The organism is Nocardia sp. NPDC004718 (genome assembly GCF_053601535.1).
Genome location: NZ_JBSGCA010000019.1, coordinates 74,649 through 100,514, shown reverse-complemented (window position 1 = coordinate 100,514; position 25,866 = coordinate 74,649). Strand labels below are relative to the sequence as shown.

The window sequence follows — 25,866 nt, the reverse complement described above, 5'->3', positions numbered from 1 at the left end:
GTGACCCGCGCCGCGCCCGTACCCCGCACCTCCGCCGACAACGGCACGGATTCGGGGTTCCGTCGCCGCCTGCTCGACGCCATGGCCGCCGCCGTGCGCGAACGCGGCTACCAGGACTCGACCGTCGCCGACGTGGTTCGTTATGCCCGCACCTCGCGCCGCACCTTCTACGAGCACTTCACCAGCAAACAGGACTGCTTCATCGCCCTGCTGAGCGAGCACCACAAGGACATGATCCAGCGGATCGATGCCGCGGTCGACCCGCACATGGCTTGGCGCACCCAGGTGCGCCAAGCCATCGAAGCGTGGATACGCACCGCCCAACAAGAGCCCTCCCTCACTCTCAGCTGGATCCGTGTCGTTCCCGCCCTCGGTGACGACACGCGGCAGTTGCAGCGCGAGGTCGGCGAGTCGTTCGTGGCACTCATCCAGAAGCTCGCCGACACACCCGAATTCGCGGCCGCCGGACTACGGCCACCGTCCCGCCAAGTGGCGACCATCCTCTTCGGCGGCTTCCGCGAACTCATCGCCACCACCGTGGAAGACGGCGACGACATCGCCGACATCATCGACGTGGCAGTCGAATCCGCGATCGGGCTGATCGGCCCGCACCGCTAGCGCCCGGCCACGCTCACCGCGCGGCGTCGACGAACGCCCCATCGGTCAGCACCGGCACCACCCCGCTGCTGTCGAGTGCGGTGGCCGCCGCGACATCCTGCGCGAACCCGCCCTCGGCGAGTTCGCGGCCGGAGGCGCAGTCCCGGATCAGCGCCCCGACATCGGCGATCCCGCCGTACGCCACCGCGGCGGCGTACGCTTCCGGAGACAGCGGCCCGGCTGCGCCGCGCGCCAGTGCCGCGGCGACCGCCCCCGCACCGAGCCAGTCCTCCACCGCGGGACGCAGCCCGTCGCGGCCGGGCCAATGCTCACCTGCCGCGATCACGGCGACCGGCTGCCGCGCGCTTCCCCATCCCCGCCCGGCGATCCAGCGAGCGACCGCGCTCGCGTTGCGCAGGCACGCCGCGACCACCGGCACACCACTGACGGCCGCGGAGATGGCCGAACCATTGGGCGAGGGCAACACGAGCCGCTCGGCGACCGGCGCGCACCGCAACGCCGCCGGAGACAGCGACCACGGATGCCGCTCGGACACCGCTCGCCGCCCTACCGCCAGCTCCGCGCCGTGCCGCGCGGCGAACGCCGCGGCGCCGCCGTCCCGCCACGGATAGGGCAGCACTCGCGTCCCCGCTTCGACAGCGACCGACACCGACGTCGTGAACGACAGGACGTCGACCACCACCACACACGCGCTCCCCGGCCCCAGCGCCATCGCACCGGCCAGCCCCCACTCCAGCCGCACCCCCCACGGCCGCTGCCGCGCCCACTCCGCTATCTCCGCCACGAACTCCCCTCCCGATCGACGCTGCCGAGGTCTGCACCGAATGGCGCTGTCGGCCGCTGAACCTGGGCGAACGTGTACTCGCCCCGCATGGAACGGGTCACCGCCGCCCGGCCCCGCGCATTCGGCGACCGGCGCTCGGCTCAGCCCTGCTTGGGCCGATCGGGCCGGTAGAACCACTCCTCCAAACCGAAATCCTCCCGGATCTTCTTCTGATTCACGAGGAACTGCTTGGTTCCCGTCAGCAACTGGATGCCCAGCGGCGCGAAGAGCTCGTCGGGTATGTAGCTCTCACGCGCGGTGGCACGCACCACCGCTTCCGGCGATTTCGACTGGGACACCTCGTAGTTCACGTAATCGTCCCAATGCGCCTTCGCATACCGGTTGGCCTCGACGATCACCGACTGCCACGCGGTACCGAACTGCGGATGGCTGTCGAGGAAGTCCTGGCTGCTCACCGAGGAACTGGTACCCGCGAGATCGGGATGGTTGTCCTGAATCGAGTCGACCTGGTGGAAACCCTTGGCCAGGAACGCGTGGAAGAACGACGACGGGTTCACATCCGGCAGCGCGACCGCCGCGATATCGCCGCCGTTGAGCGGAGCCTCCGCGTCGGTGGCCAGCAGATGCACCAGCTGCGCCTGGATGCCCTCGGCCTGCAACGCACCCTGCAGATACCGATCGATGTAGGAGCCGGACTGCACGCCGATCTTCTTGCCCGCCAGATCCTTCAGCGTCCGGATCGCCGGATCCTTGGCCACCACGCCCGCGTTGTAATTCACCGCCGCGATGGCCAGCAGCCGCGTCTTCAACCCGCTGCCACGCGCGACCAGAGCGGGCGTGTCACCGTAGGTGGCGACGTCGAGGCGGCCGCCGACCAGCGCCTGGTTCAGGTCGGGACCGTTGGGGAAGCTGTAGACCTCGATGGCGTCCACCCCCAGCGGCTTCAGCGCGGGCAACAGGGCTCCGCGCTGATGGGCGAAGCCGACCGGCCCGGTCAGCACGTTGCCGGTGCCGATGGTGCCGATGCGGAGGGTCTTGATCTCGGCGCGGGTCGCCGAGCCCGCGTCGTCCGCCCCGCAGCCGGTGACAACCAGCAGCAGGGCGGACACGACAGCGGGCACGATCAGCCGGAGTATGCGCATGATTCGCTTTCGTTGTTCAGAGTTCCGACAACCGCGGCGGCGGAGTGCCGTGCGGCAGACGCGGCCCCACCGCGACCAGACTGCCCGGCTTGCGGCCGCGGCCCCAGCCCAGCTCTTCGCGGTAGCGGCCGATGTGCTCGCCGCGCACGGTGTCGTGATCGGCCAGCGGCGTCGACTCGGGGTCGACGTACAGCGCGTCCGTGGGGCAGTAGGCCTCGCACATGAAACAGGTCTGGCAATCGGACTGCCGTGCGATGACCGGGATTCCGCTGTCGGTGCGGTCGAAGACATTCGTGGGGCACACGTCCACGCATTTGTCGCAGGCGATGCAGTCACCAGCGCGCAAGATCTCGATCATCACGCCACCGCCGAAGTGGTCGCCGCCGCGGACGTCGCCGTCCACACCTCGTCCAGCCCGCCGGACAGGATGTGATGGTGCTGCTTCGGGTCCAGATCCGGATGATCGGCGCGCTTGCTCATCCCGCGCGTCTCCGTCCGCGCCAGCGTCGACCGGTACATCAACCGTCCCACGGCGGTGATGGCCGCGGCCTGCCGAGCACGCACCCGCTCGTCCCCCGTGCCGCCGCCCAGGCCGCGGGTGGCCTGCTCCCACACGCTGTCCAGCCGCTCCAGCGCAGGCCCGACCCGGTCGCCGTGGCGCAGGTAGTTCTTCTCGAACGGGATCAGCTCCTGCTGCGCGGCTTCGACCACCTCCGCCGCCCGGACCGACTCGGCGCTCTCCGGCCGCAACCCGGTGCGCCCGGCACCGCGCAGATCTGCACTCCGCGCCCCACCGGAGCTCAGCGCGAACAACGCCGCGCCGCGGCCCGCCCAACTGCCCGACGACATCGCCCACGCCGAATTGTGGCTGCCGCCACCGGTGAAACCGCCACAGATCCGTTCCCTGGTCGCCGCGTCACCCGCCGCGTACAAGCCCGCGACCGAGGTGGCGCAGTCGTCATCGACCACATCGATGCCGCCGGTGCCGCGCACGGTGCCCTCGGCGAGCAGATCCACCTCGAACCGGTCGGTGAACGGGTCGATACCGCGCCGATCGAACTGGAGGAAGAAATTGGGCTGCCCCAGCCGCATCTGCGCCTGCACCGCCGCGTCGGCACGATCGAGCTGCGCGAAAACCTTCTCCCGCAACAGCGTCCGCGCGATCACCGATCGGCCCTTGGTCGAGCCCGCGCCCTCGAGCACGCGCCCGTCCTCGTGGAAGAACGTCGCGTAACCGTAGTAGGCGGTCTTGGTGATCGTCGAGCCCTTCGGCACGATCGCATAAGCGTTGGAGAACTCCATCCCCGAGAATCGGGCGCCTACCTCGGCCGCCATCAGCGCGCCGTCACCGGTGTCGACATTCGTGCCCAGCGCCCGGGACAGGAACGCGCAACCGCCGGTGGCCAGCACCACCGCACCGGCCACGATGCGGTAGTCCCGGTCGGCCTGGCGCTGGTAGCCCGCCGCGCCGCGCACCACGCCGTCGTCGTCGACCAGCAACTCCAGCGCGGGCGAGTGGTCCAGGATGCGCACCCCGGCACGTTTCACCCACGCCCGCATCCGGCGCATGTACTCCGGGCCCTGCACGCCGGTGCGGATCTGCTCACCGGTAGCCGGATCCACGGGGAACGGATACCGTCCCTCCACCGCCAGCCGATTCATGTTCGCGTAGGTCTGATCCAGCACCCGATCCATCCAATAGTGATCGGCCAGATGCCCACCCAGCGCTTCCCGGCTGGCCTTCGCGTTAGCCCGCGCGGTCGCCTCCGGCGCCACGTACCACACACCGGTGCCGGACGGGGCGGTGGCGCCGCTGGTCCCGCAGTAGCCTTTGTCCACCAACGTCACCTCGGCGCCGGCCTCGCGGGCATGGATCGCGGCCCAGCAGGCGGCGGGTCCGCCGCCGATCACCAAGACGTCCGTACTGATCTGCAACGGTTCACTCATACGTCTGCTCCTGTCGGTGCCTCGGGATTCACGCCGAGTGCGAGCAGCAACCGGCGCCGGAGTGCGGAGAATTCGGGGTCGACCACCGAACGCGGGCGGGCGACGGTGATGTCGAAGGATTCGGCGATGCGGCCCTCGCGCAGCACGAGCGCACGGTCGGCCAACAGCAGCGCCTCCTCCACGTCGTGGGTCACCAACAGCACCGACTGCCGGTGCAGCGTCCACAGGCGCGCCACCAGAGCCTGCACTTTCAACCGGGTCAGCGCGTCGAGGGCACCGAACGGCTCGTCGAGCAGCAGCAGTTCCGGATTGCGGACCAGCGCCCTGGCCAGCGCGACCCGCTGCGCTTCCCCGCCCGACAACGTCGCGGGCCACGCATCCGCTTTCGCGACGAGCCCCACTTCCTCGAGCGCCGTCAACGCACGCGCCTTGGTGGCCCGGTCGACGCCGAGAACGACGTTGCGCCACACGGTGATCCACGGAATCAACCGGTGCTCCTGGAACACGATCGCCTTCGATCCCGGCACGTCGAACGACCCACTGAAACCGCGGTCCAGCCCACCGATGCCGCGCAGCAGCGTGCTCTTACCGGACCCGCTGGCGCCGAGCAGGGCGACGAACTCCCCCGGCGCGATATCCAAGTCGACACCGCGCAGTACCGTGCGCCCGCCGAAAGCGCGCGCCGCACCGCGGATACGGACACCGGTCCCGATGGTGGCGGTCATCTACTTCCCCTCGTATCCGGTGCGCCAGGCCAGGAACCGGTGTTCCAGCACGCGCACGAACAGATCGGTGAGCAACCCCAGCACCGCGTAGATCACCAGGACCAGAAAATCTGATCGGTCCGCAGGAACTCCTTGGCATCGTTCATCAGGAACCCGAGTCCGACCGGCGTGGTCTGCATCTCCGCGACCACCAAGGTGAGCCAGCCGATGCCCAGTGCCTGCCGCAAACCGACGAAGATCTGCGGCAACGCACCGGGCAGGATGATCTTGGTGGTCAACTCGAACCGGTTGAGGCCCAGCGACTCCGCCGCCTCCACCAACCGCCGATCCACACCCCGGATTCCGGCCAGCACGTTCAAGTAGATCGGGAAGATCGGCGCGACGATGATCAACGCGATCTTGAACGAATCGCCGATGCCGAACCAGATGATGAACACCGGCACCAGCGCCAGCGTCGGCAACATCCGCAACGCCTGCAGCGGGCCGTTGACCAGATCTTCGGCGACGCGGAACAACCCGGCCGCCACCCCGCACACCAGACCGATGCCGATGCCGATCACCAGCCCGACCGCCACCCGCCGCCCCGAGGCGGCCAGATGTTGCCACAGCTCGCCCGACCTGATTAGCTCCCACCCGGCCTCGAGCACCTCCGTCGGCGCCGGAGTGGTCGTGCCGAGCCAGGATCGGGCGCCCAGCTGCCAGACGATCACCGCCAGAATCAGCCCGGAAGACGCTCTGGCCAGGCCGATCAGCTTGCGGGTGAACGGGGCCGGGCTTTCGATGACCGCCTCGGCAGGGGCGGAAGGTGGCGCGGATGTGGTCGGATCCAACTGCAATGTCATCTGACGCGGTCCTCACACGAGAAGTACTGTCCGGAACAGTAAGGTGCGCAGACGGTTCACAGAATGATTGCGATCAGCGCGATCCTGAATCCGCGCGCGGTCCTCCCGCTCCTGCCGCACCACCGCCATCAGGCACGATGCGGGCATGGACGGGCCAAATCCGCACGGGCCGAGCTCTTTGCTCGGCCGCTGAGGGGCGCACCTTTTTCAGCACACCCCTGTCCACCAGAGCGGATCACGGGGTGATCACCAGCTCCGGTGGCCCTCCCCGGAGCGGGCAACGCTCACCCTACGGCGGGGAGATCATCCAGCGCGCCGATGAGGGGGGTCAGTCGCTCCAGTTCTTCCCGATGTGTGGCGCTGAGCAAGGCCAACGTTTCCTTGCCGGCCTCGGTCAGTGTGAGGTGTACGACGCGACGGTCGGTGCCCTGCCCTCGTTTCCGAGTGACGAGGCCGAGTTGCTCGGTGCGATCGATCAGCTGCACCACGCTGTGGTGGCGGGCGGACAGATAATCGGCGACCTCCCCGATGCTCGGCCCGCCGGGGTGGGAGTGCCCTCGGATCGCCAGCAGGAGTTGGTGCTGGGTGTCGGTGAGTCCCACTTCGGCCGCCCCGCGCTCACTCCAGCGCAGCAGCTGGCGCAGCACGGTACGAAACGCCAGCAGCCGCGTGTATTCCTGGTCGGTGAGGTGGCCCGATGAGGACATCGACCCTTCCATCATGGAGTGATATTATCACGGAATGATATAAGTGAGCGGCGATCAGGACGGGTCGCGTTCCTGAACCGATCGTGAGCCGCCCGGCTCGGGAGAGCTTCGATTCGCCACTACGTCCGAAGGGTGGTGGAAACATGAGTAGTGAAACCATGATGAGCCGGCATCCCGACATCGTGGAATTGCGGGAGAAGTACGAGCGCGCCTCCGAGGCGCCCGACGCCCAAGCGGTCACCGGCCTGATGTTCCTGACCGGGCTCTACATCGCGATTTCCCCCTGGGTCGTCGGGTTCAACGGACTCTCCACATTGACCGGCAACAACCTCATCGTCGGCATCGCTCTGGCCATGCTCGCACTCGGGTTCGCCTCGGTGTACGGCCGGACGCACGGCATCGTCTGGACCGCTCCCCTGATCGGCCTCTGGACGATCGTCGCCCCCTGGATCGTCAGCGGCAACGTCGATACCACATCGACGATCTGGAACAACGTCGTCGCCGGCGCCGTCGCCGTGCTGCTCGGTCTGGCCTCGATGTTCCTCGGAATGCGCAGGACCGGGGGACTCACCGGCCAAGCACCTCGAGCGGAAGCGACGCGAACCCAGCGCCCGTCCGGGCTCGGGCCGGAGACCTCCACACGGTGAAAACGCAGGTGCCCAGGCGCTCTGCCGAGTGAGCAACTCGGCGCTACGCGCGTCCAGCTGATCCGGCCGTGGTCGGCACGCGTGTCCCGTCCAGGCCCTCGGCGAGCGCGGGCCACTGTTCTTCCCCGCCAACCCCGGCTCCACCGGGTTGATACTCGGCTTCGCCACCTGCTTTGTATGCCTCACTTTCCTTCCGTGGAGGACAAGTCGGCACACTTGCGGTTCACGCCCACCACTCGATCACCGATTCGCGGCCGTGGCGACCACCCTTCCTCGCCAGCGCGGCGTTCTTCGGTGGTGGCCAGCAGAGGCACAATCGTCCCGTCGGATCCGCTGCCGTACAGGGCGGGGGATCCGTTGTCCGACAAAGCGATCCGTTCGATCGTCGTTGTACTCGTCCAATGACGGCTGCCGTGTCGGACGCAAGCCGTCTGCTGAGCGACCGCGCTGGCCTGTGCTCTGTGTCACATTCCCAATTCGCTGTGACGTATTGACCATCGACGCTCCGTCCAGCATGGTGTCGATAGGTTAACAAGCGCTCAGTTACTTGCTGGAAGGTTCACAGTCATGCCCGAAGCCGTCATCGTCTCTGTTGCCCGCTCGCCGATCGGTCGCGCCGGCAAGGGTTCGTTGCGGGATCTGCGGCCCGACGACTTGGGGGCGCAGATCGTGCGGGCTGCGCTGGCGAAGGTGCCGGCCCTCGATCCGAACGGCATCGATGATTTGATGCTCGGGTGTGGCCAGCCCGCCGGTGAGTCGGGCTTCAACCTCGCTCGGGTCGTGGCGGTTCTGGCGGGCCTGGATCGGGTGCCCGGCACTACGGTCAACCGGTACTGCTCGTCGAGTCTGCAGACGACCCGCATGGCGCTGCACGCCATCCGGGCCGGCGAGGGAGACGTCTTCATCTCCGCCGGCGTGGAGACCGTGAGCCGCTACGTCACGGGCAATGCCGACGGCCTGCCCGGCACCGAGAATCCGGTTTTCGCCGACGCGGTGCGCCGGACGGCGAAATTCGCTGCGGGCAGCGAGGTCTGGACCGACCCGCGCTCCGAGGATCTACTGCCGGACGTCTATATCGCGATGGGGCAGACCGCGGAGAACGTGGCGCAACTCTGCGGTGTGAGCCGTGCCGAACAGGACGCTTTCGGTGTCCGCAGTCAGAACCTCGCCGAGGCCGCCCTCGCCAACGGATTCTGGGAGCGCGACATCACCGCGGTGACCCTGCCCGACGGCAGTGTCGTCTCGCGGGACGACGGCCCGCGGCCCGGAGTCACCCTGGAGAAAGTCGCCGAACTGAAGCCGGTGTTCCGGCCCGACGGGACGGTGACGGCCGCGAACTGCTGCCCGCTCAACGACGGCGCCGCCGCGGTCGTGATCATGTCGGACACCAAGGCCGCCGAACTCGGCCTGACGCCACTGGCTCGGATCGTCGCGACCGGAGTCAGCGCGCTGTCGCCGGAGATCATGGGCCTGGGACCGGTGGAGGCGTCCAGGCAGGCGCTGGCCCGGGCCGGGATGACCATCGACGACGTCGACCTGGTCGAAATCAACGAAGCCTTCGCCGCCCAGGTCATCCCCTCGGCACGGGAGCTGGGCGTCGACTTCGACAAGCTCAACATCAACGGAGGCTCGATCGCGGTGGGTCACCCATTCGGCATGACCGGCGCCCGCATCACCAGCACTCTGATCAACTCCCTGCAGTTCCACGACAAGCAGATCGGTTTGGAAACCATGTGCGTCGGCGGCGGCCAGGGCATGGCGATGGTGCTGGAGCGCCTGTCGTAACCGCTGACTCCGCGAAGGGACTCAATGATGAACAGATTCGAAGGCAAGACAGCGATAGTCACCGGTGCGAGCCGGGGCATCGGGCTCGGCATCGCGCAGCGCCTGGTGGACGAGGGGGCGCGAGTCGTGATCACCGCCCGCAAAAAGGACGCGCTCGACGAAGCGGTGGAAGCACTGGGCGGGCCGGACCGCGCGCTGGCCGTCGCGGGCCGTGCCGATGACGTCGAGCACCAGGCGGAAACGGTCGCTCGCGCGATCGACACGTTCGGTAGCGCCGACCTGCTCGTCAACAACACCGGCATCAATCCGGCGTTCGGGCCGATGGTCGATCTGCCGTTGGACGTGGCCCGCAAGATAGTCGAGGTCAACTGCCTGGCCGCGCTGTCGTGGGTACAGCAGGCGTACCGGGCCTGGATGAAGGACTTCGGCGGCGCGATCGTGAACGTGTCGTCGGTCGCCGGTCTCAAGCCGGCGCCGGGCATCGGCTTCTACGGTTCGAGCAAGGCGATGCTCACGCACATCACTCAGGAACTCGCGGTCGAACTCGGCCCGAACCTACGGGTCAACGCCGTCGCCCCGGCGGTGGTGAAGACGAAGTTCGCCACTGCTCTCTACGACGGCAGGGAGGACGAGGTCGCCGCGGCGTACCCGCTGAAGCGGCTCGGCGTGCCCGAGGACATCGGCAGTGTGGTGGCGTTTCTGCTCTCCGACGACGCGAGCTGGCTGACGGGGCAATTACTGGTCGTGGACGGCGGCGTCACGCTGACAGGCGGAATCTGACATGGCCCGGATGAAAGCGTGGCGAGTCCATGAGCTGGGCGAACCGGGCACGGTGCTGCGGCTGGAGGAGGTGGAAGTTCCGGAGCCCGGCCCGAGCCAGGTTGTCGTGCGGGTCCGCGGCGCCGCGGCGAACTTTCCCGATGTACTGATGTGCCGCGGCCTCTATCAGGTCCGGCCGCCGTTGCCGTTCACGCCCGGCGTCGAGTTGTGTGGCGAAGTGGTGGCGGTCGGCGCCGACGTGGCCGGGATCGCTGCCGGTGACCGGGTGCTCGGAGGCGCGGCGCTGCCGCACGGTGGTTTCGCGGAATTCGCCGTGCTGGAGGCCGCCCAGACCTTCCCAGCGCCGCCGTCGTTGGATGACGCGGAGGCGGCCTCGCTCTTCATCGGCTACCAGACCGGCTGGTTCGGCTTGCATCGGCGCGCCGGATTGACCGCGGGCGAGACCCTCCTGGTGCATGCCGCGGCAGGTGGCGTGGGCAGCGCCGCGATCCAGCTCGGCAAGGCCGCGGGCGCCCGGGTGATCGGAGTTGTCGGTGGCGCCGACAAAGCCTCCTACGCCGAGGATCTGGGTGCCGACGTGGTCATCGATCGGCATCAGCTGGACTTCGTCGACGTTGTGAAGGACGTAACCGGCGGTCGTGGCGCCGACGTGATCTACGACCCGGTCGGCGGCGAGGTGTACCAACGGTCCACGAAATGCGTTGCCTTCGAGGGCCGCATCGTGGTCGTCGGATTCGCCGGCGGCGAGATCCAAGCTCCGGCATTGAATCATGCGCTGGTCAAGAACTATTCGATCCTCGGCCTGCACTGGGGTTTGTACAACACCCAGGATCCGGGCGCCGTCGCCGAATGCCATCGCGCGCTGACCGCACTCGCCGCCGACGGCGCGATCCGTCCTCTGGTCGGCGCGCGGCTGGGACTGGAGGAGGTCGCCGGCGCCGTGCAGCGACTCGCGGACGGCAAGACCGTCGGTCGCGTGGTCTACACCCCCTGAACTCGGCATTTCCACCGCAATCACATCTTCGAGGAGTATTCATGACCGATCCGACACAGCGGACCGCCCTCGTCACCGGCGCGGCTCGCGGAATCGGCGCCGCTGTCGCCCGGCGGCTGGCCGCCGACGGTATGGCAGTAGCCGTGCTCGACTTGGACGAAGCCGCCTGCAAGACGGTCGTCGACGAGATCGAGGCAGCCGGTGGACGCGCGCTCGCGGTCGGTGTCGATGTTTCCGACGAGGCCGCGGTTACCCAGGCGGTCGATCGCGTGGCCGCCGCGCTCGGCGCACCGACGGTGCTGGTCAACAACGCCGGGATCCTGCGTGACAATCTGCTGTTCAAGATGAGTGTCGACGACTGGGATGCCGTCATGAACGTGCACCTGCGCGGTTCGTTCCTGCTGGCCCGGGCAGCGCAGGCGCACATGATCGAGCAGAAGTGGGGTCGCATCGTGAACCTGTCCAGCACGTCGGCGCTCGGCAACCGTGGCCAGGCCAACTACGCGGCCGCCAAGGCCGGGCTGCAGGGATTCACCAAGACGCTCGCACTCGAACTCGGCAAGTTCGGCGTCACCGCGAACGCGGTCGCCCCGGGTTTCATCGAGACGGAGATGACCGCGGCCACAGCCGCCCGGATGAACATTTCCTTCGAGGACCTCAAGGCGGCGATGGCCGCCCAGATTCCGGTTGCCCGTACCGGCACTCCCGCCGACATCGCGCACACCGTGTCGTTCCTGGTGAGCGAGGGGGCCGGCTTCGTGTCCGGCCAGGTGATCTACGTGGCCGGCGGCCCACGGAACTGAACGGAGGAGACAGTCGTGCAGACATTCCAGGGCCTGTCCGAGCTGGAGGCCGCGGTCGGCACCCACCTCGGATACAGCGATTGGCACACGGTGACCCAGGAACAGATCGATCGCTTCGCCGAAGCCACCGGGGATCACCAATGGATTCATGTGGATCCTGCGAAAGCCGCCGCCGGACCGTTCGGCACCACCGTCGCACACGGGTTTCTCACCCTCTCGATGGTGCCGATGCTGGCCGGTCAGGTATACGCCGTGCGGGGCTTGTCCATGGGTGTCAACTACGGCACCAACAAGGTGCGCTTCCCCACTCCGGTTCCGGCCGGATCCCGGGTCCGAGCCGGTGTCGAACTCGTCTCGCTCGTGCCGGGCACGATCGGGTCGCAGGCAGTGCTCCGAGTGACCGTGGAACTCGAGGGCTCGGACAAGCCCGCGTGTGTGGCCGAGACGGTCGCGGTGCTGGTGCCGTGACGGCCGATCAGAAGGATGACAGATGACTCGACCCGACGCGGTTCGCGACGATCTGCGGCGCGGGGTGGAAGCCGTACTCGAAAAGCACGATCCGGCCACCACCGATGCCGTGACCTTTCACCGAGCCAGATTCGACGCGGGCCTGGCCTGGGTTCACTTTCCGATCGGGCTCGGTGGCCGGGCCGTCGATCGGGAACTGCAACCGTTCGTCGACGCCCTGTTCGAGCAGGCCGGATCTCCGGACAACAACGCGGCGATCAACGGCATCGGTCTGGGTATGGCCGCGCCGACGATCCTCGCCCACGGCACGACGGAACAACGGCAGCGCTTCCTGCGTCCGCTGTGGAGCGGAGAGGAGATCTGGTGCCAGCTGTTCAGTGAACCGGGGGCAGGCTCGGACCTGGCCGCGATCGCCACCAGGGCAGTGCGTGACGGCGGTGACTGGGTCGTCAACGGGCAGAAAGTGTGGACTTCGGTCGCGCACAAGGCGCAATTGGCGATCCTCGTGGCACGCACCGATCCCAACCGGCCCAAGCATGCGGGGCTGACCTACTTCATCTGCGATATGACCGCACCCGGAGTCGAGGTGCGGCCGCTGCGGCAGATCACCGGCGAAGCGGAATTCAACGAAGTCTTCCTGACCGACGTTCGGATCCCCGACACGCACCGGCTCGGCAAGGAAGGAGAAGGCTGGCGAGTCGCAACCACCACGTTGAACAATGAGCGCGTCTCGATCGGGGGGCGCGCGCTCCCCCGCGAGAGCGGAGTGCTGGGCGCCGCCGCCGGCCTCTGGCGCGAATTCCCGGAAAAGCGCACCCCCGAATTGCACCACCGGCTGTTGCGATTGTGGGTGGATGCCGAGGTCTCCCGGCTGGCGGCGACCCGGCTGCGTCAGCAGGTGGCCGGCGGCCAGCCCGGGCCGGAAACTTCCGCCGTCAAGCTGTCGTTCGCCCGAGTCAACCAGCAGGTTGCCGGATTGGAGGTCGAACTGCACGGTGAAGACGGCCTGCGATACGACGATTGGACGATGGTGCGCCCCGACCGGGTCGATTTCGCCGGTCGTGGCGCCGGTTACCGTTTCCTGCGGGCCAAAGGCAATTCGATCGAGGGTGGAACCTCCGAAATCCTGCGCAACATCATCGCCGAACGGGTCCTCGGGCTGCCGGGCGAACCCCGCGCGGACAAGGACATCGCCTGGAAGGACCTGAGCCGATGAGCGACATCCTGCTGCTCGATACCGATGTCGAGACCTCCTTGCGGAGCGCGGTGCGTGACCTGCTCACCGCCCGATGCGATCCGTCCGCGGTCGCGCGGGCCTACGACGGCGACCGGACACTGACTCGGACGCTGTGGACATCGATCCGGGACGACCTCGGGCTCGCGGGTCTCCTCATCCCCGAGGACCGCGGCGGAGCGGGCGGTACGGCCCGTGACGCCGCCGTCGTCCTCGAGGAGTTCGGGCGGTTCGTCGCACCGGTCCCATTTCTGACCAGCAGCGTCATCGCCGCGACCGTCCTGCTCGCGGGCGACTCCACGCTGGTCGGTCGACTCGGCGACGGTAGTTGCAGCGCAGCGCTGCTGACGCCGTTCTCCACAGCGCTCGCGACGCACATCCCGACCTTGACGGCTGATGCGGAGGGCCGGCTGTCCGGACTGGTTACCAGCGTCGCCGGTGCGCTCGACGCCGATGTACTGCTGGCCGCCGTCGAGACGGCGAACGGCACGGAGGTGCACGCGTTGACGGCCGCCGCGGCGCAGATCAAGCCGGTGGTCTCCCTGGATATGACCCGCCCGCTGGCTGACGTCGCTGTCGACTCCGTGCCGGGCCGGGTCGTCGTCGCCGCCGAATCCGGTTGGGCAGCTATCCAATCCGGCTTGACAATCGGCGCCGCACTCCTCGCGTCCGAGCAAGCCGGAATCGCCGCCTGGTGCCTGGAGACAACCGTCGAGTATCTGAAGCTGCGACGCCAGTTCGGCCGGGTGGTCGGCGGATTCCAGGCGATCAAGCACCGCCTCGCCGACCTCTACGTCGAGGTCGAGTCGGCCTCGGCCGCCGCGCGGTATGCGGCGGGAACATACGCGGCCGACGACCCCGACAGCGTGATCGCCACCGCCGTCGCGGCGTCCTATTGCAGCGATATCGCGGTGCGGGCCGCCGAGGAGGCCATCCAATTACACGGCGGGATCGGCATGACCTGGGAGCACCCGGCACACCTGTACCTCAAACGCGCGAAGGCCGACCAGATAGGACTGGGAAGTCCCGGCCACCATCGGAGATTGCTGGCGGACCTCGTCGGGCTGCCCGCGTAAAAAGCTGAATGCTCGGTTCCGGCCGACGACGCGGACTCGGCGCTCTCTGACCCGATCCGTTCGGCGCACAAAAGGAGACCACGTGACAACAACCCAGCAGGTGCGGCTCGCGAAACGGCCGCCGGGGCTGCCCGACGCGGGCGCTTCGGCGGGCGGGCCGACCTGGCACGGCACGCTCGGAATGCCGGACATGACCGCCTATTCCGGTTTGCTCGAGGTCTGCGAACTCCGAGCCCGAGACACGGCGGTGGTCTCCGCGGCCGCCGGTGCTGTCGGCAGCATCGCCGGTCAGATCGCGAAGATCAAAGGTACGAGAGTGATCGGGATCGCGGGCGGCGCCGAAAAATGCCGGATGCTGACCGGCAAACTCGTGCTCGCTGCGTAGAGCCATACTGTCCAGGTGACCGACACAGAGGACCGATCGCGCGCGGACCAGACCCGAGCGCGGCTGCTCGACGCCGCGGTGGTGGCCTTCGCCGAACGCGGCTTCCACGGGTCGACCACCCGCGACATCACATCGATCGCCGGGGTGAGCACGGGGACGATCTACGTGTATCACCGTTCCAAGGAAGAATTGCTCTACCAGATCTCACGCGCCGGTCACCTGGACACCCTCGAGCACGTCCGCACTGCCATCGCTTCGGCACAAGACCCCGCCGAGCAACTGATCGCCGTGATGCGGGAGTTCACGATCCATCACGCCCGCGCCCACACCGTCGCCCGGATCATCAATTACGAGCTCGCCGCACTGAGCCCGGAACATCAACAAGAGATCAAGGAAACCCGGCGTGCGATCGAGGGCGAGGTCCGGAGCTTGATCGAGCGCGGGGCGGCCGCCGGGGTGTTCGAGAACTCGAATACCCATATGGCCGCGACCGCTCTGCTCTCGCTGGGAATAGATATCGCGCGCTGGTACCACGAGGGTGGCTCCTGGTCACCGGAGGACATCGGCGACTATTACGCGGACCTCGCGCTGCGGATCGTGGGCGGTCGAAGGTCGAGCCCGCCGGAGTCCGCTCGATCGTGAAGATGTCAGGATGATCATGCGGAGCGACGCCGCGGAACTGCTCGCGAGGATCGCGGGAGAACTGAGCCGACATGCGCTCGGCTTGTCCGAACGTCTGACCGAGCAGATGCTCCGCATCGAGCCGGAGCTGCGCGGCGACAGCCGGGTGGAGTCACTGCTGCGGGCCAGCGTCACCGGCAACGTCGTGATCGCGTTGCATATCTACGAGCTGGGGCTCGACATCGACGAGCTCGAGGCTCCCACGGAGGCATTGGAGTACGCCCGGCGCATGGCCCAGCGCGGCACGTCGATCGCCGCCTTGCTGCGGGCCTACCGCATCGGACAGCGACTGTTCAACGACCACATGCTCGGCGAACTCACCGCGGCGACCAACGACGTCGCCCTGATCACCTCCGCAGTGGCCGAGATGACCGACCGCTCGTTCGCCTATATCGATCGGGTCTCCCAACAAGTCGTGACCGCCTACCAGGACGAGCGGGACCGGTGGCTGCAGAACCAGATGGCCGTCCGTACCGCCAGGGTGCGCTCGATCCTGTCCGGACAGCGCGTCGACCCGGATGACAGCGAGCGCACACTGGGATATCGGCTCGATCGAACCCACCTCGGCATGGTCATTTGGTCCGACGCGGGCGCGGACCAACTGCGCGCGGCCAAACAAGTGGCGACGGCCATCGCCGATCAGTTGTCCTGCCAAGGACCACCACTGCTGATCCCGGCCGACGAATCGACCCTGTGGGCGTGGCTCCCGCAACCGGAACTGAATGTCGATCCCGCCACGGTGCGCACTCCGGAGCAGACATGGGTCGCGGTGGGCAGACCTGCCACCGGACTGGAAGGCTTCCGGCTGACCCATCGCCAGGCGACACAAGCGCAGGTCGTCGCGATGTCCGCACCGGCACCGCAGCGTGCGTCGATGTCGTGTTCGGCTCAGCTCGGGCCGATCGCGCTGATGTGCTCGGACCTGACCGCCACCCGGGCATGGATCAGCGAAATTCTCGGGTCGCTCGCGCGTGACGACGATGCCACGGCGCAGCTCCGCGAGACCGCGCGTGTCTTCCTGGAGACGAACGGCAGCTTCCAGACAACGGCAGAGCGGCTGGTGCTGCACCGCAACACCGTCCAGTACCGGATTCGTAAGGCGGAAGCGGTACTGGGACATTCGCTTCGGGAGCGACGACTGGACGTCGAGGTCGCCCTGCTGGCCTGCCGCTGGCTGGGGTCGACCGTGCTGCAGCCCATAGGGTGACCGAGACATCCCTCGTGCGCTGCGCACGATCCCTCCCGCTATCTTCATGCGCCCACAATATGGTCCAGGTCACATCACCTTCCTAACGTGGCGTTCACGCAAGTGAGCTGCCGAGTTAGCAAGGAGATCGACATGCACTTCGCTGCCCTCCCGGACATACGTGCCGGAGGCTTCCCCACCAACCCGTGTCTTGCCGACGACAACTTGGGAAGTATCACCAACGCCGAGTTCCTCGACTTCGTGCGGAAGTACGCCGATCGGCTCTCGGAGGCGGGGATCGGTGTCGGCGATGTCGTGGCCGTGCGGTTGCCGAACCGGCTCGAATTGATCGTGACATTGTTCGCGGCTTGGCGGCTGGGTGCCGCGGCGACGCCGATCGACCCATCGTCGACCGCGGCCGAAGCCGACTATCAGCTGGCCGATTCCCGCGCTCGCGTCCTTGTCTGCGCTGACGAACGCGAGTCCAGCGAGGCCGGTCAACCGCAGCGAATCGCGGTTGCGGAGCTGAATCGGCACGAAGGCCGCGGCGGCGCCGCGGAAGCGACCGAATTCTCGAACGACGCGCTCGCGTTGATCATCTACACCAGCGGTACCACCGGACGTCCGAAGGGCGTCGAGTTGACGCACGCGAACATCCTGGTGATGGCCGAGACGATGGTCGCGGGTATGCGGTTGACCGCCGAGGACCATAGCCTGCTGATCCTGCCGCTGTTCCATGTCAACGGCATCGTGGTCGGCGTGCTGTCGCCGCTGCTCGCCGGCGGCCGGGCCACTGTCGCGGGCCGGTTCTCGCCGCGGACCTTTTTCGACAGGGTCGAGGCGGCGCGGCCGACCTATTTCTCCGCGGTGCCGGCCATCTACGCCATGCTGTCGGCACTGCCGGCCGAGATCCGGCCCGACACCTCCTCGGTCCGGTTCGCGCTCTGCGGTGCGGCTCCGATGCCGGTCGAACTGCTCACCCGATTCGAGGAGCGCTACGGAATCCCGATCTACGAAGGCTATGGCCTGTCGGAGGGGACGTGCGCGAGCACGGGCAATCCACTCGACGGTGTCCGCAAACCCGGCACCGTCGGTCTCGCGCTGCCGGGGCAGGAGATCGCCATCGTCGACAGCGACGGCAATTTCCTCACCGCCGGATCGGTGGGCGAGGTCGTGATCAAAGGCCCGACCGTGATGCGGGGATATCTGGGCCGGCCGGAGGAGACGGCGAAGGTGATCGTCGATGGCTGGCTGCACACCGGGGACATCGGTCGCCTGGACGCCGACGGCTACCTCACCCTGGTCGACCGCATCAAAGACATGATCATCCGCGGCGGAGAGAACATCTATCCCAAGGAGATCGAGTCCGCGATCTACACCCACCCACAGGTGCTCGAGGCCGCCGTGATCGGTCGACCGCACCCGGTTTACGGCGAAGTGCCCATCGCCTTCGTGTCCTATCGCGACGGTGCCGCGATCGAGCCGGAACAGATTCTCGAGCTACTGCGAAAGTCTTTGGCCGCCTACAAGCTTCCCGAGCTGATCGTGACCGTGGACGAGATCCCGAAGAACCCCGTCGGGAAGATCGACAAGCGGATTCTGCGCTGCCGCCCGGTCGATGCGACCCTCTGACCCCCTCCTTTCCCTCTCGAAAGACACCTGCCATGGGATTCACGAAACCAGACCTTCCGGACATCGACTACGCCGAATGGAAGACCCGTCCGCGCGGTGAACGGCTGCGCACCGTTGCCGAGCACTGGGTCGAACACGGCTTCGGCACGCCTCTTGCCGTCTACCTGCTCTACATCGTCAAATGCGCCTTGTACGTCCTCGGCGCGGCCGCGGTGATCTCCCTGACCCCCGGGCTCGGGGCGCTCACCGACATCAGCTCGTGGTGGACCGAGCCGATCGTCTACCAGAAACTCGTCGTCTGGACTCTGCTGTTCGAAATACTCGGGCTCGGATGCGGGTTCGGACCGCTCACCATGCGGTTCCTGCCGCCACTCGGCGGGCTGCTGTACTTCCTGCGTCCCGGCACCCTGCGGCTGCCGCCATGGCCGGGCAAGGTGCCGTTCACCCGTGGTGACGAGCGCGGAGTCATCGATGTCGCCCTGTACGCGGTCGTCCTCGGATCCGGAATCCAGGCGTTGCTCGCCTCCGGTCGCGGCGTTCCGCCGGTGGACGGCGGTCAGGTAGGCCTGCTCGATCCCATGATCGTCGTCGCTCTGGTCATCGCCCTCTGCGTGCTCGGGCTGCGAGACAAGACGGTGTTCCTGGCCGCACGCCCCGAGCACTACCTGTTGATGCTGCTGATGTTCTTCGTCCCCTTCGCCGACATGATGATCGGATTCAAGCTGGTCATGCTGGCACTGTGGTGGGGTGCGGCCACATCCAAGCTCAACCATCACTTCGGGCACGTGGTCGCCGTCATGATGAGCAACAGCCCCGTCATGCGACTCGGATGGCTCGAGCGCAAGATGTACCGCAACCCACCGCAGGACCTGCGGCCGTCACGTATCCCGGCTCTGCTGGCCCACGGCGGCACCGTCGTGGAATACCTGGTTCCCGCCTACCTCGTGTTCCTCGGCCACGGCGGCCCACTGACCTGGGCGGCGATCATCTTCATGGCCGTTTTCCACCTGCACATCATCTCCACCGTCCCGATGGGCGTGCCGCTGGAATGGAACATCTTCTTCATCTTCAGCCTGTTCTACCTGTTCGGACACTACGGCTACATCCACGTCCAGCAGCTTCGATCACCGCTGGTGCTCGCGCTGATCCTCTTCTCCGCACTTGTCGTCGTCGTGGGACATATTCGGCCGCAATGGGTTTCGTTCCTGACATCGATGCGCTACTACGCAGGAAACTGGGCCACCAGCGCCTGGTGTTTCCGCGGGGACGCCGAACTGAAACTCGAGCAGCATGTCACCATGAGCGCCGCGCTGCCGGTCACCCAGTTGACCAAGTTGTACGGCCCCGAGATCGCCGACATCCTCATCCAGACCGGGCTCGGCTGGCGATCGATGCACACCCACGGCCGGGCGCTCAACGGCCTTATCGCACGGGCCGTCGACAACGCGGAGGACTACGCCGTCCGCGACGGAGAGATCGTCGCAGGCCCGCTGCTGGGCTGGAACTTCGGTGAAGGGCACTTGCACAACGAACAGCTGCTGGCAGCGCTGCAACGGCGCTGCCAGTTCGAAGAGGGCGAGCTTCGCGTCGTCGTCCTCGAATCTCAGCCCATCCACCGGCAACGCCAGGCATACCGGATCATCGATGCCAGAACCGGGGTCATCGAGGAGGGCTACGTCCTGGTCGAGGACATGCTTGCCCGCCAGCCGTGGCCGGAGCCGGGCGATCTGTTCCCGGTTCATCCTCTCCACCACGACGACACCCAGGATCTTTCCTCGGCGCGTGCGCGATGACCACGGCGATCGTGGTCGGCTCCGGGCCGAACGGACTGGCTGCCGCCGTGACGCTGGCCCGTCACGGGGTCGACGTCACCGTGCTCGAAGGTGCCGCCACCATCGGCGGCGGCACCCGCTCCGGCGAACTCACCCTCCCCGGTCTGCTGCACGACCACTGCGCCATGGCCCACCCCATGGCCGTCGGCTCACCGTTCTTCGCCGGAATCGACATGGCCCGCTACGGATTGGAATGGGCATGGCCGGAAATAGACTGCGTTCACCCGCTCGACGACGGAACAGCGGCAGTGCTGTATCAATCCGTCGAAGAGACCGCGGCGGGCCTCGGGCCGGACGGGCCGATCTGGCGCCGCCTGTTCGCCGGCCCCGCCGCTGGATACGAACTGCTGGCGCAGGATGTCATGCAACCGCTCCTACGGATACCGTCACATCCGATGCGGCTGGCCCGATTCGGCATCCCGACCCTGATCCCCGCCGCCGCGCTCGGCCGGCTGTTCCGGACCGAGCGGGGACGGGCGTTGTTCGCCGGGAACATGGCGCACGGCTGGCAACCACAGCACCGGATCCTGTCCGCGGCGATCGGTCTCGGCATCACCACCGCGGGCCATCGCTACGGGTGGCCGGTCGCGGTGGGCGGCTCGCGCGCGATCACCGAAGCCATGGCGGCGGCGCTGAGAGATCTGGGCGGAAAGATCGAGACCGGGTTCTGGGTCGAGTCGCTCGACCGACTGCCGCCGGCCGACCTCGTGATGTTCGATCTTGCCCCGGCCGCTATCGCCGACATCGCCGGTGACCGGCTGCCGTCGCGGGTCGCCCGGGCGTACCGGCGCTTCCGGCACGGGCCCGCCGCCTACAAGATAAGCCTGGCCGTAGAGGGCGGCATTCCCTGGACCAGCCCGCACGCCAGGAAGTCGGGAAGCCTGCACATCTGCGGCAGCGCAGCTGACGTGGTCCGCGCCGAACGCGCTGTGCATCGAGGTCGGCTTTCCGACCGACCGTTCATCATCGTCGGACAACAGTACCTCGCCGACCCATCACGCTCACAAGGAAACGTGCACCCGGTCGATATGTACGCCCATGTGCCACAAGGATATTCGGAGGACGCCACCGTAGTACTGCTCGATGCGGTCGAACGGTTCGCACCGGGGTTCCGAGACCGCATCCTCGCCACCACCGTGGCAGGTCCCATCGACATGCAGGCCTACAACCCCAACTATGTGGCAGGAGACATCCTGACCGGCGACAAGAGCATCCGCCAGCTGGTCTTCGGCGGACCACGCATCACCAGGCGCCCCTATCATGTGGCGAACCGGATGTTCATCTGCTCGGCCGCTGTCCCGCCAGGGCCGGGAGCGCACGGGATGAGCGGATACAACGCCGCGGTCGCGGCCCTGCGAGAATTCGCCGCCCCACCGAGGCATCGATCCACTGTGCCGCGCGGCGGCAACGGCCCGAACTCCCCAGATCATTGATCGCAGCGCGGGTCGCGTCGACCTGGGCGGCTACTGGGGCAAGCAAGACCCCGACCTGCTCGACCACCACGGTCCCCGGTCGCTCGAGACCCCTGCGCGCCGGTCGACGCGACGACCCGACGCCCATCGAGCAAGCCCACCGAGCTCAGACCCGCCGCATCACCGACACGACCTTGCCGAGCACCACCGCTTCGTCACCGTCGATCACCTCGTAGGCCGGATTGCGCGGCTCGAGATACACGTGACCGCTACGCCGCCGGTACACCTTCACCGTCGCTTCTCCGTCGATCATCGCCGCCACGATCTCACCGGAATGCGCCTCGCGCTGCTGTCGCACCACCACGATGTCACCGTCACAGATCGCCGCGTCGATCATCGAATCACCACGCACCCGCAACCCGAACACCGTGCCACGGCCGACCAACTCGCGCGGCAACGTCATCGTGTCGCCGGCATGCTCCTCGGCCAGGATCGGAGCACCCGCCGCGATATCGCCGACCACCGGCACCGCCACCGAATCCTCCGCCGTCTCCCGCGGCACCGGAGCCCGCAGGAACATCCGCACGTCGATCGGACGCGACACCGTCCGGCCGCGGCGCAGAAAACCACGCTCCTCCAAGCTCTTCAGATGCTTGGACACCGACGACGCCGACCGCAGACCCACCGCGTCACCGATCTCGCGCGTATTCGGCGGATACCCGTACCGCAGAACCCAGTCCCGAATCGTGGCGAGAATCCGCTGCTGGCGCGGCGGCAACGTCGAGGTGTCGAGGTGCTCGAACGCGTCGAGCGGGTCGTATCCGGTCACCCGGGGAATGGTAGAGGCACGGGTCGACACTACCGACCGGCCACCACACCGGGCACGCCGAACAGCTCCTGATCGGGTTCGGGAACCCAGCAGGCGGCGGCGGCATCCCGGTTGTAGTTCTCCGCGACATGCTCGATCAAATGCCGCAATCCCGGATGCCGGTCACCCGCCGACCACAGCAGCGCCAGCGGATAGGCCGGAGTGGGATCGACGACCATCAGCCGCCGCACGTTCGGATGCCACGGCGTCTGCCCGCCCTCACCGGTGAAGGTCGCCAACGACGACGAATCCGCGATACGTTCGACGATTCCCGCCATATTCTCCAGCGGACCCCCGGTATCGATCGGAATCCCGCTGAACGCGCTGAGTTCTCGATAGAAATCGGCCCACTCCGACGGCACGGCCGCACCGGGCACCCACACCGGATGCCCCGCGACCTCCCGCAACCCGATCGTCGAACGGCCCGCGAACGGATGGTCCTTACCCACGAGCAGATACAGCGGCTCCAGATACGCCGGAGCCGCGACGATGTCACCGGGCAACGCCACCGGGCCGCCGTGCGCGCGGGCCAAGGCCGCGTCGACCAGACCGCCGCGCAGCGCCTCCCGCGACGTCGTGATCATGTTCGACATGACGATCTCGGTCTCACAGCGCGGATGACGCGCGAGATAGAACTCCATCAACTCGGTCGCGGCCATACGCTTACCCAGAACCGCCACCCGCAACGGCCGCACCTGCTCGCGCACGGACCGCACCGCCGCCTCGGCGCCCACGAGCAGTGAACGCGCATGCGGCAACAGCCGAAGACCCGCGGCGGTCGGCGCGCTGCCGCCGCGTCCACGCTCGAAAAGCTCCGCACCCAAGTGCGATTCGAGTTTCGCGATGCGCTTGGAGACCGCCTGCTGGCTGATACCCAGCACAGCGGCGGCGTGACCGAACTGCTCCTCCTCCACCACAGCGACGAACGCCCGCAACGCCGCCAGATCCAGATCCACCATCACCTCCATCGACCAGACAGCTCCGCCGTGCTCGGCGACCTCACAACGCTTCCGCGCCAGTCCTGTCCGGCGGGCGGATCACCTCCACCTCCGTGAGCGGGCCCGCATAACGCTCGATCTCCACCAGAGTGAGCTGCCCGGCGCACCCTTGGCTGAGCGTCGAGGACGGACGGTCGGCGATCAGCACGTTCGGATTACCGTGACGGCAGAACGTCGGATCCGCCGGGTCGGGGTCATACCACGCGCCGGTGGACAGCTGCGCGACACCGGCTCGCACCCCCTCGTCGACGACCAACCCCGCCAGGCAACTACCCCGATCGTTGAACACCCGCACGATGTCACCGGCACGCAGACCACGAGCCTCGACGTCCGAGGGATGCATCCGGATCGGTTCCCGCCCGGAGATCTTCACCGACTGGCTATAGGCACCCACGTCCAGCTGACTGTGCAACTTCGTCCGCGGCTGGTTCGCCACCAACTGCACGGGGAACCGCTCCGCCGCCGCGCCACCGAGCCACTCCTCCGGCTCCAGCCACATCGGATGCGGCGGGCAATCGGCGTACCCGAAGCCATCGATCGTCGACGAAAAGATCTCGATCTTCCCGCTGGGCGTGCTCAACGGGTACCGGTCCGGGTCCGCGCGAAAGTCCGCGGCAAGCACCTGCCGCGGGTCCGGCACCGGAAGCTCGAGTGCCTCGCCGGACCAGAACGCGTCGAAATCCGGAAACTCCTGTCCCGCACGCGACTGCTCTACTCGCCACCGCTCGTACAGATGCCGCAGCCACTCCGCGACCGAACGTCCTTCGGTGAATTCCTTGCCGACCCCGAGCCGATCCGCCGTCTCGGCGAAGATCCGATAATCGTCGCGCGCCTCGGCAGGCGGGCGGGTCAGCGCTCGCATCGGGAAGAACGACCGGTCACCTTCCCCCGCGCCGTAGTCATCGCGCTCGATGGACATCGTCGACGGCAACACGATATCCGCGTGCCGCGCGGTAGCAGTCCAGAACGCATCGTGCACTACCACCGTGTCCGGCCGTTCGAACGCCATTCGCAAACGGGCCAGATCCTGATGGTGATGGAACGGATTGCCGCCACACCAATACACCAACCGCACATCCGGATACACCAGATCCCGACCGTTGTACCGATAGGACGCTCCCGGATTCAGCAGCATGTCCGCGATCCGGGCGACCGGGATGAAAGCATCGACACCATTGCGCCCCTGCGGAAGTCGCGGCACCGGTCCGCGCGCCGGTTCCCCGACGCCCGCGGCCGATCCGTAACCATGCCCGAACCCGCCGCCGGGAAGGCCGATCTGCCCCAGCATCGCCGCCAGCACCACACCCGCCCACAACGGCTGCTCACCATGCCGCGCTCGCTGCAGCGACCAACTCACCGTCACCAGAGTTCGGGCGGCGGCCATCTCGCGCGCCAGCATCCGGATACGCTCTGCCCCCACACCGGTGATCGCCGCGGCCCACTCCGGATCCTTGACGACTCCATCCACCGCGCCACGAAGATACGCCGCGAAACGCTCGTAGCCGACCGTGTACTCACGCAGAAACGTCGTGTCCGCCAAGCCTTCCGCGTCCAGCACCTGAGCCAGCGCAAGCATCATCGCCACGTCGGTGCCAGGCAGCGGCGCGATCCACTCGGCTTCGCTCTCCGGCGGGGTGTCGTCGCGCAACGGGCTGATCGACACGAACCGGCAGCCCCGCTCCCGCGCCGCCGTGATCCAGCCCCGCACGTTGTGCCGGGAGACGCCACCAGGCGACACCGCCGCGTTCTTCGGTGACAGACCACCGAAGGCCACCACGAGCTCGGAGTGCTCGGCCAGTACCGTCTTCGCCGTCGCCTGCTGCGTCAACCAGCCGATGTCACCGATGACGTGCGGCAGGAAAACCGTCGAAGTGCCCAGACTGTAACTGTTCACGTGCCGGACGTAGCCGCCGAGACAGTTCAGGAAGCGGTGCAATTGACTCTGCGCGTGGTGGAAGCGCCCCGCACTCGCCCAGCCGTACGAACCGCCATACACCGCCTCCGCCCCATACCGCCGGTACACCCGGTCGAGCTCGCCGGCCAGCAGGTCCAACGCCCGCTCCCACGACACCGGAACGAAAGCCTCCGAACCGCGCGGCCCCGGCCCCGGCCCGTTCTCCAGCCAACCCTGGCGGACATACGGCCGATCAATCCGAGTGGGGTGGTGCTGCGCAGAAGCGACGTTCCCGATCAACGGCATCGGCTCCGGATCACCACGCCACGGCCGGACCTCCGTCAGTCGTTCACCGTCGCTGTCCGCCTCGAACGCGCCCCAGTGGGTCAGATGCGTGGTCACCGCCCCACCGTAATCGGCCCCGCC

24 protein-coding genes and 1 pseudogene are annotated in these 25,866 nt (G+C 67.5%); 15 read left to right on the top strand and 10 right to left on the bottom strand.

Translation table 11 applies throughout. From position 1 onward, the window contains the following. The gene (locus ACWEH3_RS16840; protein WP_355074073.1) at window positions 1-618 is read left to right on the top strand and encodes a TetR/AcrR family transcriptional regulator; all 618 of its coding nucleotides are present in this window, start codon (window positions 1-3) and stop codon (window positions 616-618) included. A gap of 13 nt (window positions 619-631) precedes the next feature. Here the strand turns inward: ACWEH3_RS16840 and ACWEH3_RS16835 are convergent, their stop codons facing one another. From ACWEH3_RS16835 to ACWEH3_RS16805, 7 genes are all read right to left on the bottom strand, one after another. Next, entirely contained in the window at window positions 632-1,402 is a 771-nt protein-coding gene (locus ACWEH3_RS16835; protein ID WP_452358343.1) for a 2-phosphosulfolactate phosphatase, read from the bottom strand. Between the two features lie 140 nt (window positions 1,403-1,542). After that, entirely contained in the window at window positions 1,543-2,544 is a 1,002-nt protein-coding gene (locus tag ACWEH3_RS16830; protein WP_450022170.1) for an ABC transporter substrate-binding protein, read from the bottom strand. Window positions 2,545-2,560: 16 nt separating this feature from the next. Then, window positions 2,561-2,902 (bottom strand): 4Fe-4S dicluster domain-containing protein, encoded by a 342-nt coding sequence (locus ACWEH3_RS16825; protein ID WP_450022172.1) that lies wholly within the window; start codon window positions 2,900-2,902, stop codon window positions 2,561-2,563. After that, entirely contained in the window at window positions 2,902-4,491 is a 1,590-nt protein-coding gene (locus ACWEH3_RS16820) for an FAD-dependent oxidoreductase (protein ID WP_450022174.1), read from the bottom strand. Before ACWEH3_RS16820 ends, ACWEH3_RS16825 begins: the two co-directional genes overlap by 1 nt. Continuing rightward, on the bottom strand, window positions 4,488-5,216 hold the full coding sequence (locus tag ACWEH3_RS16815; protein WP_450022176.1) for an ABC transporter ATP-binding protein: 729 nt from the start codon (window positions 5,214-5,216) through the stop codon (window positions 4,488-4,490). Before ACWEH3_RS16815 ends, ACWEH3_RS16820 begins: the two co-directional genes overlap by 4 nt. Window positions 5,217-5,308: 92 nt before the next feature. Beyond that, entirely contained in the window at window positions 5,309-6,058 is a 750-nt protein-coding gene (locus ACWEH3_RS16810; RefSeq protein ID WP_450022178.1) for an ABC transporter permease, read from the bottom strand. Between the two features lie 284 nt (window positions 6,059-6,342). Next, a complete protein-coding gene (locus tag ACWEH3_RS16805; RefSeq protein WP_450022180.1) occupies window positions 6,343-6,765 on the bottom strand; it encodes a MarR family winged helix-turn-helix transcriptional regulator in 423 nt (140 codons plus the stop codon). Window positions 6,766-6,908: 143 nt separating this feature from the next. Here ACWEH3_RS16805 and ACWEH3_RS16800 point away from each other — a divergent pair, with 143 nt between their 5' ends. From ACWEH3_RS16800 to ACWEH3_RS16735, 14 genes and pseudogenes are all read left to right on the top strand, one after another. Then, window positions 6,909-7,412, top strand: a complete 504-nt coding sequence (locus ACWEH3_RS16800; protein WP_450022182.1) for an SPW repeat protein — start codon at window positions 6,909-6,911, stop codon at window positions 7,410-7,412. A 567-nt stretch (window positions 7,413-7,979) separates the two neighbouring features. Then, window positions 7,980-9,197, top strand: coding sequence for an acetyl-CoA C-acetyltransferase (locus tag ACWEH3_RS16795; RefSeq protein ID WP_450022184.1), 1,218 nt, complete (start codon window positions 7,980-7,982; stop codon window positions 9,195-9,197). A 24-nt stretch (window positions 9,198-9,221) separates the two neighbouring features. Next, window positions 9,222-9,977 (top strand): SDR family oxidoreductase, encoded by a 756-nt coding sequence (locus ACWEH3_RS16790; protein ID WP_450022186.1) that lies wholly within the window; start codon window positions 9,222-9,224, stop codon window positions 9,975-9,977. A 10-nt stretch (window positions 9,978-9,987) separates the two neighbouring features. Further along, window positions 9,988-10,971, top strand: coding sequence for an NADPH:quinone oxidoreductase family protein (locus ACWEH3_RS16785; protein WP_450022265.1), 984 nt, complete (start codon window positions 9,988-9,990; stop codon window positions 10,969-10,971). 41 nt (window positions 10,972-11,012) lie between these two features. Then, complete coding sequence (gene fabG, locus ACWEH3_RS16780) at window positions 11,013-11,774, top strand: 3-oxoacyl-ACP reductase FabG (protein ID WP_450022188.1); 762 nt, start codon at window positions 11,013-11,015, stop codon at window positions 11,772-11,774. Between the two features lie 15 nt (window positions 11,775-11,789). Next, window positions 11,790-12,242 carry a MaoC family dehydratase gene (locus ACWEH3_RS16775; protein WP_450022190.1) on the top strand — a complete coding sequence of 151 codons (453 nt, stop codon included), beginning with the start codon at window positions 11,790-11,792 and terminating at the stop codon, window positions 12,240-12,242. Window positions 12,243-12,264: 22 nt separating this feature from the next. Beyond that, the gene (locus tag ACWEH3_RS16770) at window positions 12,265-13,458 is read left to right on the top strand and encodes an acyl-CoA dehydrogenase family protein (protein ID WP_450022192.1); all 1,194 of its coding nucleotides are present in this window, start codon (window positions 12,265-12,267) and stop codon (window positions 13,456-13,458) included. Then, window positions 13,455-14,552: an acyl-CoA dehydrogenase family protein gene (locus ACWEH3_RS16765; protein WP_450022194.1), complete on the top strand. Its 1,098-nt coding sequence runs from the start codon at window positions 13,455-13,457 to the stop codon at window positions 14,550-14,552. The genes ACWEH3_RS16770 and ACWEH3_RS16765 overlap by 4 nt, the downstream gene beginning before the upstream one ends. A 148-nt stretch (window positions 14,553-14,700) precedes the next feature. After that, window positions 14,701-14,922, top strand: a pseudogene (locus ACWEH3_RS16760) (NADP-dependent oxidoreductase); the annotation flags it as partial. A gap of 30 nt (window positions 14,923-14,952) precedes the next feature. Beyond that, window positions 14,953-15,579, top strand: a complete 627-nt coding sequence (locus tag ACWEH3_RS16755) for a TetR family transcriptional regulator (RefSeq protein ID WP_450022196.1) — start codon at window positions 14,953-14,955, stop codon at window positions 15,577-15,579. 10 nt (window positions 15,580-15,589) lie between these two features. Continuing rightward, entirely contained in the window at window positions 15,590-16,825 is a 1,236-nt protein-coding gene (locus tag ACWEH3_RS16750; protein WP_450022198.1) for a PucR family transcriptional regulator, read from the top strand. 132 nt (window positions 16,826-16,957) lie between these two features. Continuing rightward, window positions 16,958-18,436: a class I adenylate-forming enzyme family protein gene (locus tag ACWEH3_RS16745; protein WP_450022200.1), complete on the top strand. Its 1,479-nt coding sequence runs from the start codon at window positions 16,958-16,960 to the stop codon at window positions 18,434-18,436. A 32-nt stretch (window positions 18,437-18,468) separates the two neighbouring features. Next, entirely contained in the window at window positions 18,469-20,229 is a 1,761-nt protein-coding gene (locus ACWEH3_RS16740) for a DUF3556 domain-containing protein (RefSeq protein WP_450022202.1), read from the top strand. After that, window positions 20,226-21,701 (top strand): phytoene desaturase family protein, encoded by a 1,476-nt coding sequence (locus ACWEH3_RS16735; protein ID WP_450022204.1) that lies wholly within the window; start codon window positions 20,226-20,228, stop codon window positions 21,699-21,701. Before ACWEH3_RS16740 ends, ACWEH3_RS16735 begins: the two co-directional genes overlap by 4 nt. Before the next feature lie 145 nt (window positions 21,702-21,846). Here ACWEH3_RS16735 and lexA read toward each other — a convergent pair whose 3' ends face one another. From lexA to ACWEH3_RS16720, 3 genes are read right to left on the bottom strand one after another with little or no spacing between them, the layout of a single operon-like run. Further along, the gene (lexA, locus tag ACWEH3_RS16730; RefSeq protein WP_450022206.1) at window positions 21,847-22,509 is read right to left on the bottom strand and encodes a transcriptional repressor LexA; all 663 of its coding nucleotides are present in this window, start codon (window positions 22,507-22,509) and stop codon (window positions 21,847-21,849) included. Between the two features lie 29 nt (window positions 22,510-22,538). Continuing rightward, entirely contained in the window at window positions 22,539-23,516 is a 978-nt protein-coding gene (locus ACWEH3_RS16725; protein WP_450022208.1) for a LysR family transcriptional regulator, read from the bottom strand. A 31-nt stretch (window positions 23,517-23,547) separates the two neighbouring features. Continuing rightward, window positions 23,548-25,842, bottom strand: a complete 2,295-nt coding sequence (locus ACWEH3_RS16720) for a molybdopterin-dependent oxidoreductase (protein ID WP_450022210.1) — start codon at window positions 25,840-25,842, stop codon at window positions 23,548-23,550. Window positions 25,843-25,866 lie beyond the last annotated feature (24 nt).

Excerpts from the sequence above, each read along its gene's own strand:
- ACWEH3_RS16830 (WP_450022170.1), bottom strand. The coding sequence starts at position 2,544 with ATGCGCATACTCCGGCTGATCGTGCCCGCTGTCGTGTCCGCCCTGCTG.
- ACWEH3_RS16825 (WP_450022172.1), bottom strand. The coding sequence starts at position 2,902 with ATGATCGAGATCTTGCGCGCTGGTGACTGCATCGCCTGCGACAAATGC.
- ACWEH3_RS16820 (WP_450022174.1), bottom strand. The coding sequence starts at position 4,491 with ATGAGTGAACCGTTGCAGATCAGTACGGACGTCTTGGTGATCGGCGGC.
- ACWEH3_RS16815 (WP_450022176.1), bottom strand. The coding sequence starts at position 5,216 with ATGACCGCCACCATCGGGACCGGTGTCCGTATCCGCGGTGCGGCGCGC.
- ACWEH3_RS16810 (WP_450022178.1), bottom strand. The coding sequence starts at position 6,058 with ATGACATTGCAGTTGGATCCGACCACATCCGCGCCACCTTCCGCCCCT.
- ACWEH3_RS16805 (WP_450022180.1), bottom strand. The coding sequence starts at position 6,765 with ATGTCCTCATCGGGCCACCTCACCGACCAGGAATACACGCGGCTGCTG.
- ACWEH3_RS16800 (WP_450022182.1), top strand. The coding sequence starts at position 6,909 with ATGAGTAGTGAAACCATGATGAGCCGGCATCCCGACATCGTGGAATTG.
- ACWEH3_RS16795 (WP_450022184.1), top strand. The coding sequence starts at position 7,980 with ATGCCCGAAGCCGTCATCGTCTCTGTTGCCCGCTCGCCGATCGGTCGC.
- ACWEH3_RS16790 (WP_450022186.1), top strand. The coding sequence starts at position 9,222 with ATGATGAACAGATTCGAAGGCAAGACAGCGATAGTCACCGGTGCGAGC.
- ACWEH3_RS16785 (WP_450022265.1), top strand. The coding sequence starts at position 9,988 with ATGAAAGCGTGGCGAGTCCATGAGCTGGGCGAACCGGGCACGGTGCTG.
- fabG (WP_450022188.1), top strand. The coding sequence starts at position 11,013 with ATGACCGATCCGACACAGCGGACCGCCCTCGTCACCGGCGCGGCTCGC.
- ACWEH3_RS16770 (WP_450022192.1), top strand. The coding sequence starts at position 12,265 with ATGACTCGACCCGACGCGGTTCGCGACGATCTGCGGCGCGGGGTGGAA.
- ACWEH3_RS16765 (WP_450022194.1), top strand. The coding sequence starts at position 13,455 with ATGAGCGACATCCTGCTGCTCGATACCGATGTCGAGACCTCCTTGCGG.
- ACWEH3_RS16750 (WP_450022198.1), top strand. The coding sequence starts at position 15,590 with ATGATCATGCGGAGCGACGCCGCGGAACTGCTCGCGAGGATCGCGGGA.
- ACWEH3_RS16745 (WP_450022200.1), top strand. The coding sequence starts at position 16,958 with ATGCACTTCGCTGCCCTCCCGGACATACGTGCCGGAGGCTTCCCCACC.
- ACWEH3_RS16740 (WP_450022202.1), top strand. The coding sequence starts at position 18,469 with ATGGGATTCACGAAACCAGACCTTCCGGACATCGACTACGCCGAATGG.
- ACWEH3_RS16735 (WP_450022204.1), top strand. The coding sequence starts at position 20,226 with ATGACCACGGCGATCGTGGTCGGCTCCGGGCCGAACGGACTGGCTGCC.
- ACWEH3_RS16725 (WP_450022208.1), bottom strand. The coding sequence starts at position 23,516 with ATGGAGGTGATGGTGGATCTGGATCTGGCGGCGTTGCGGGCGTTCGTC.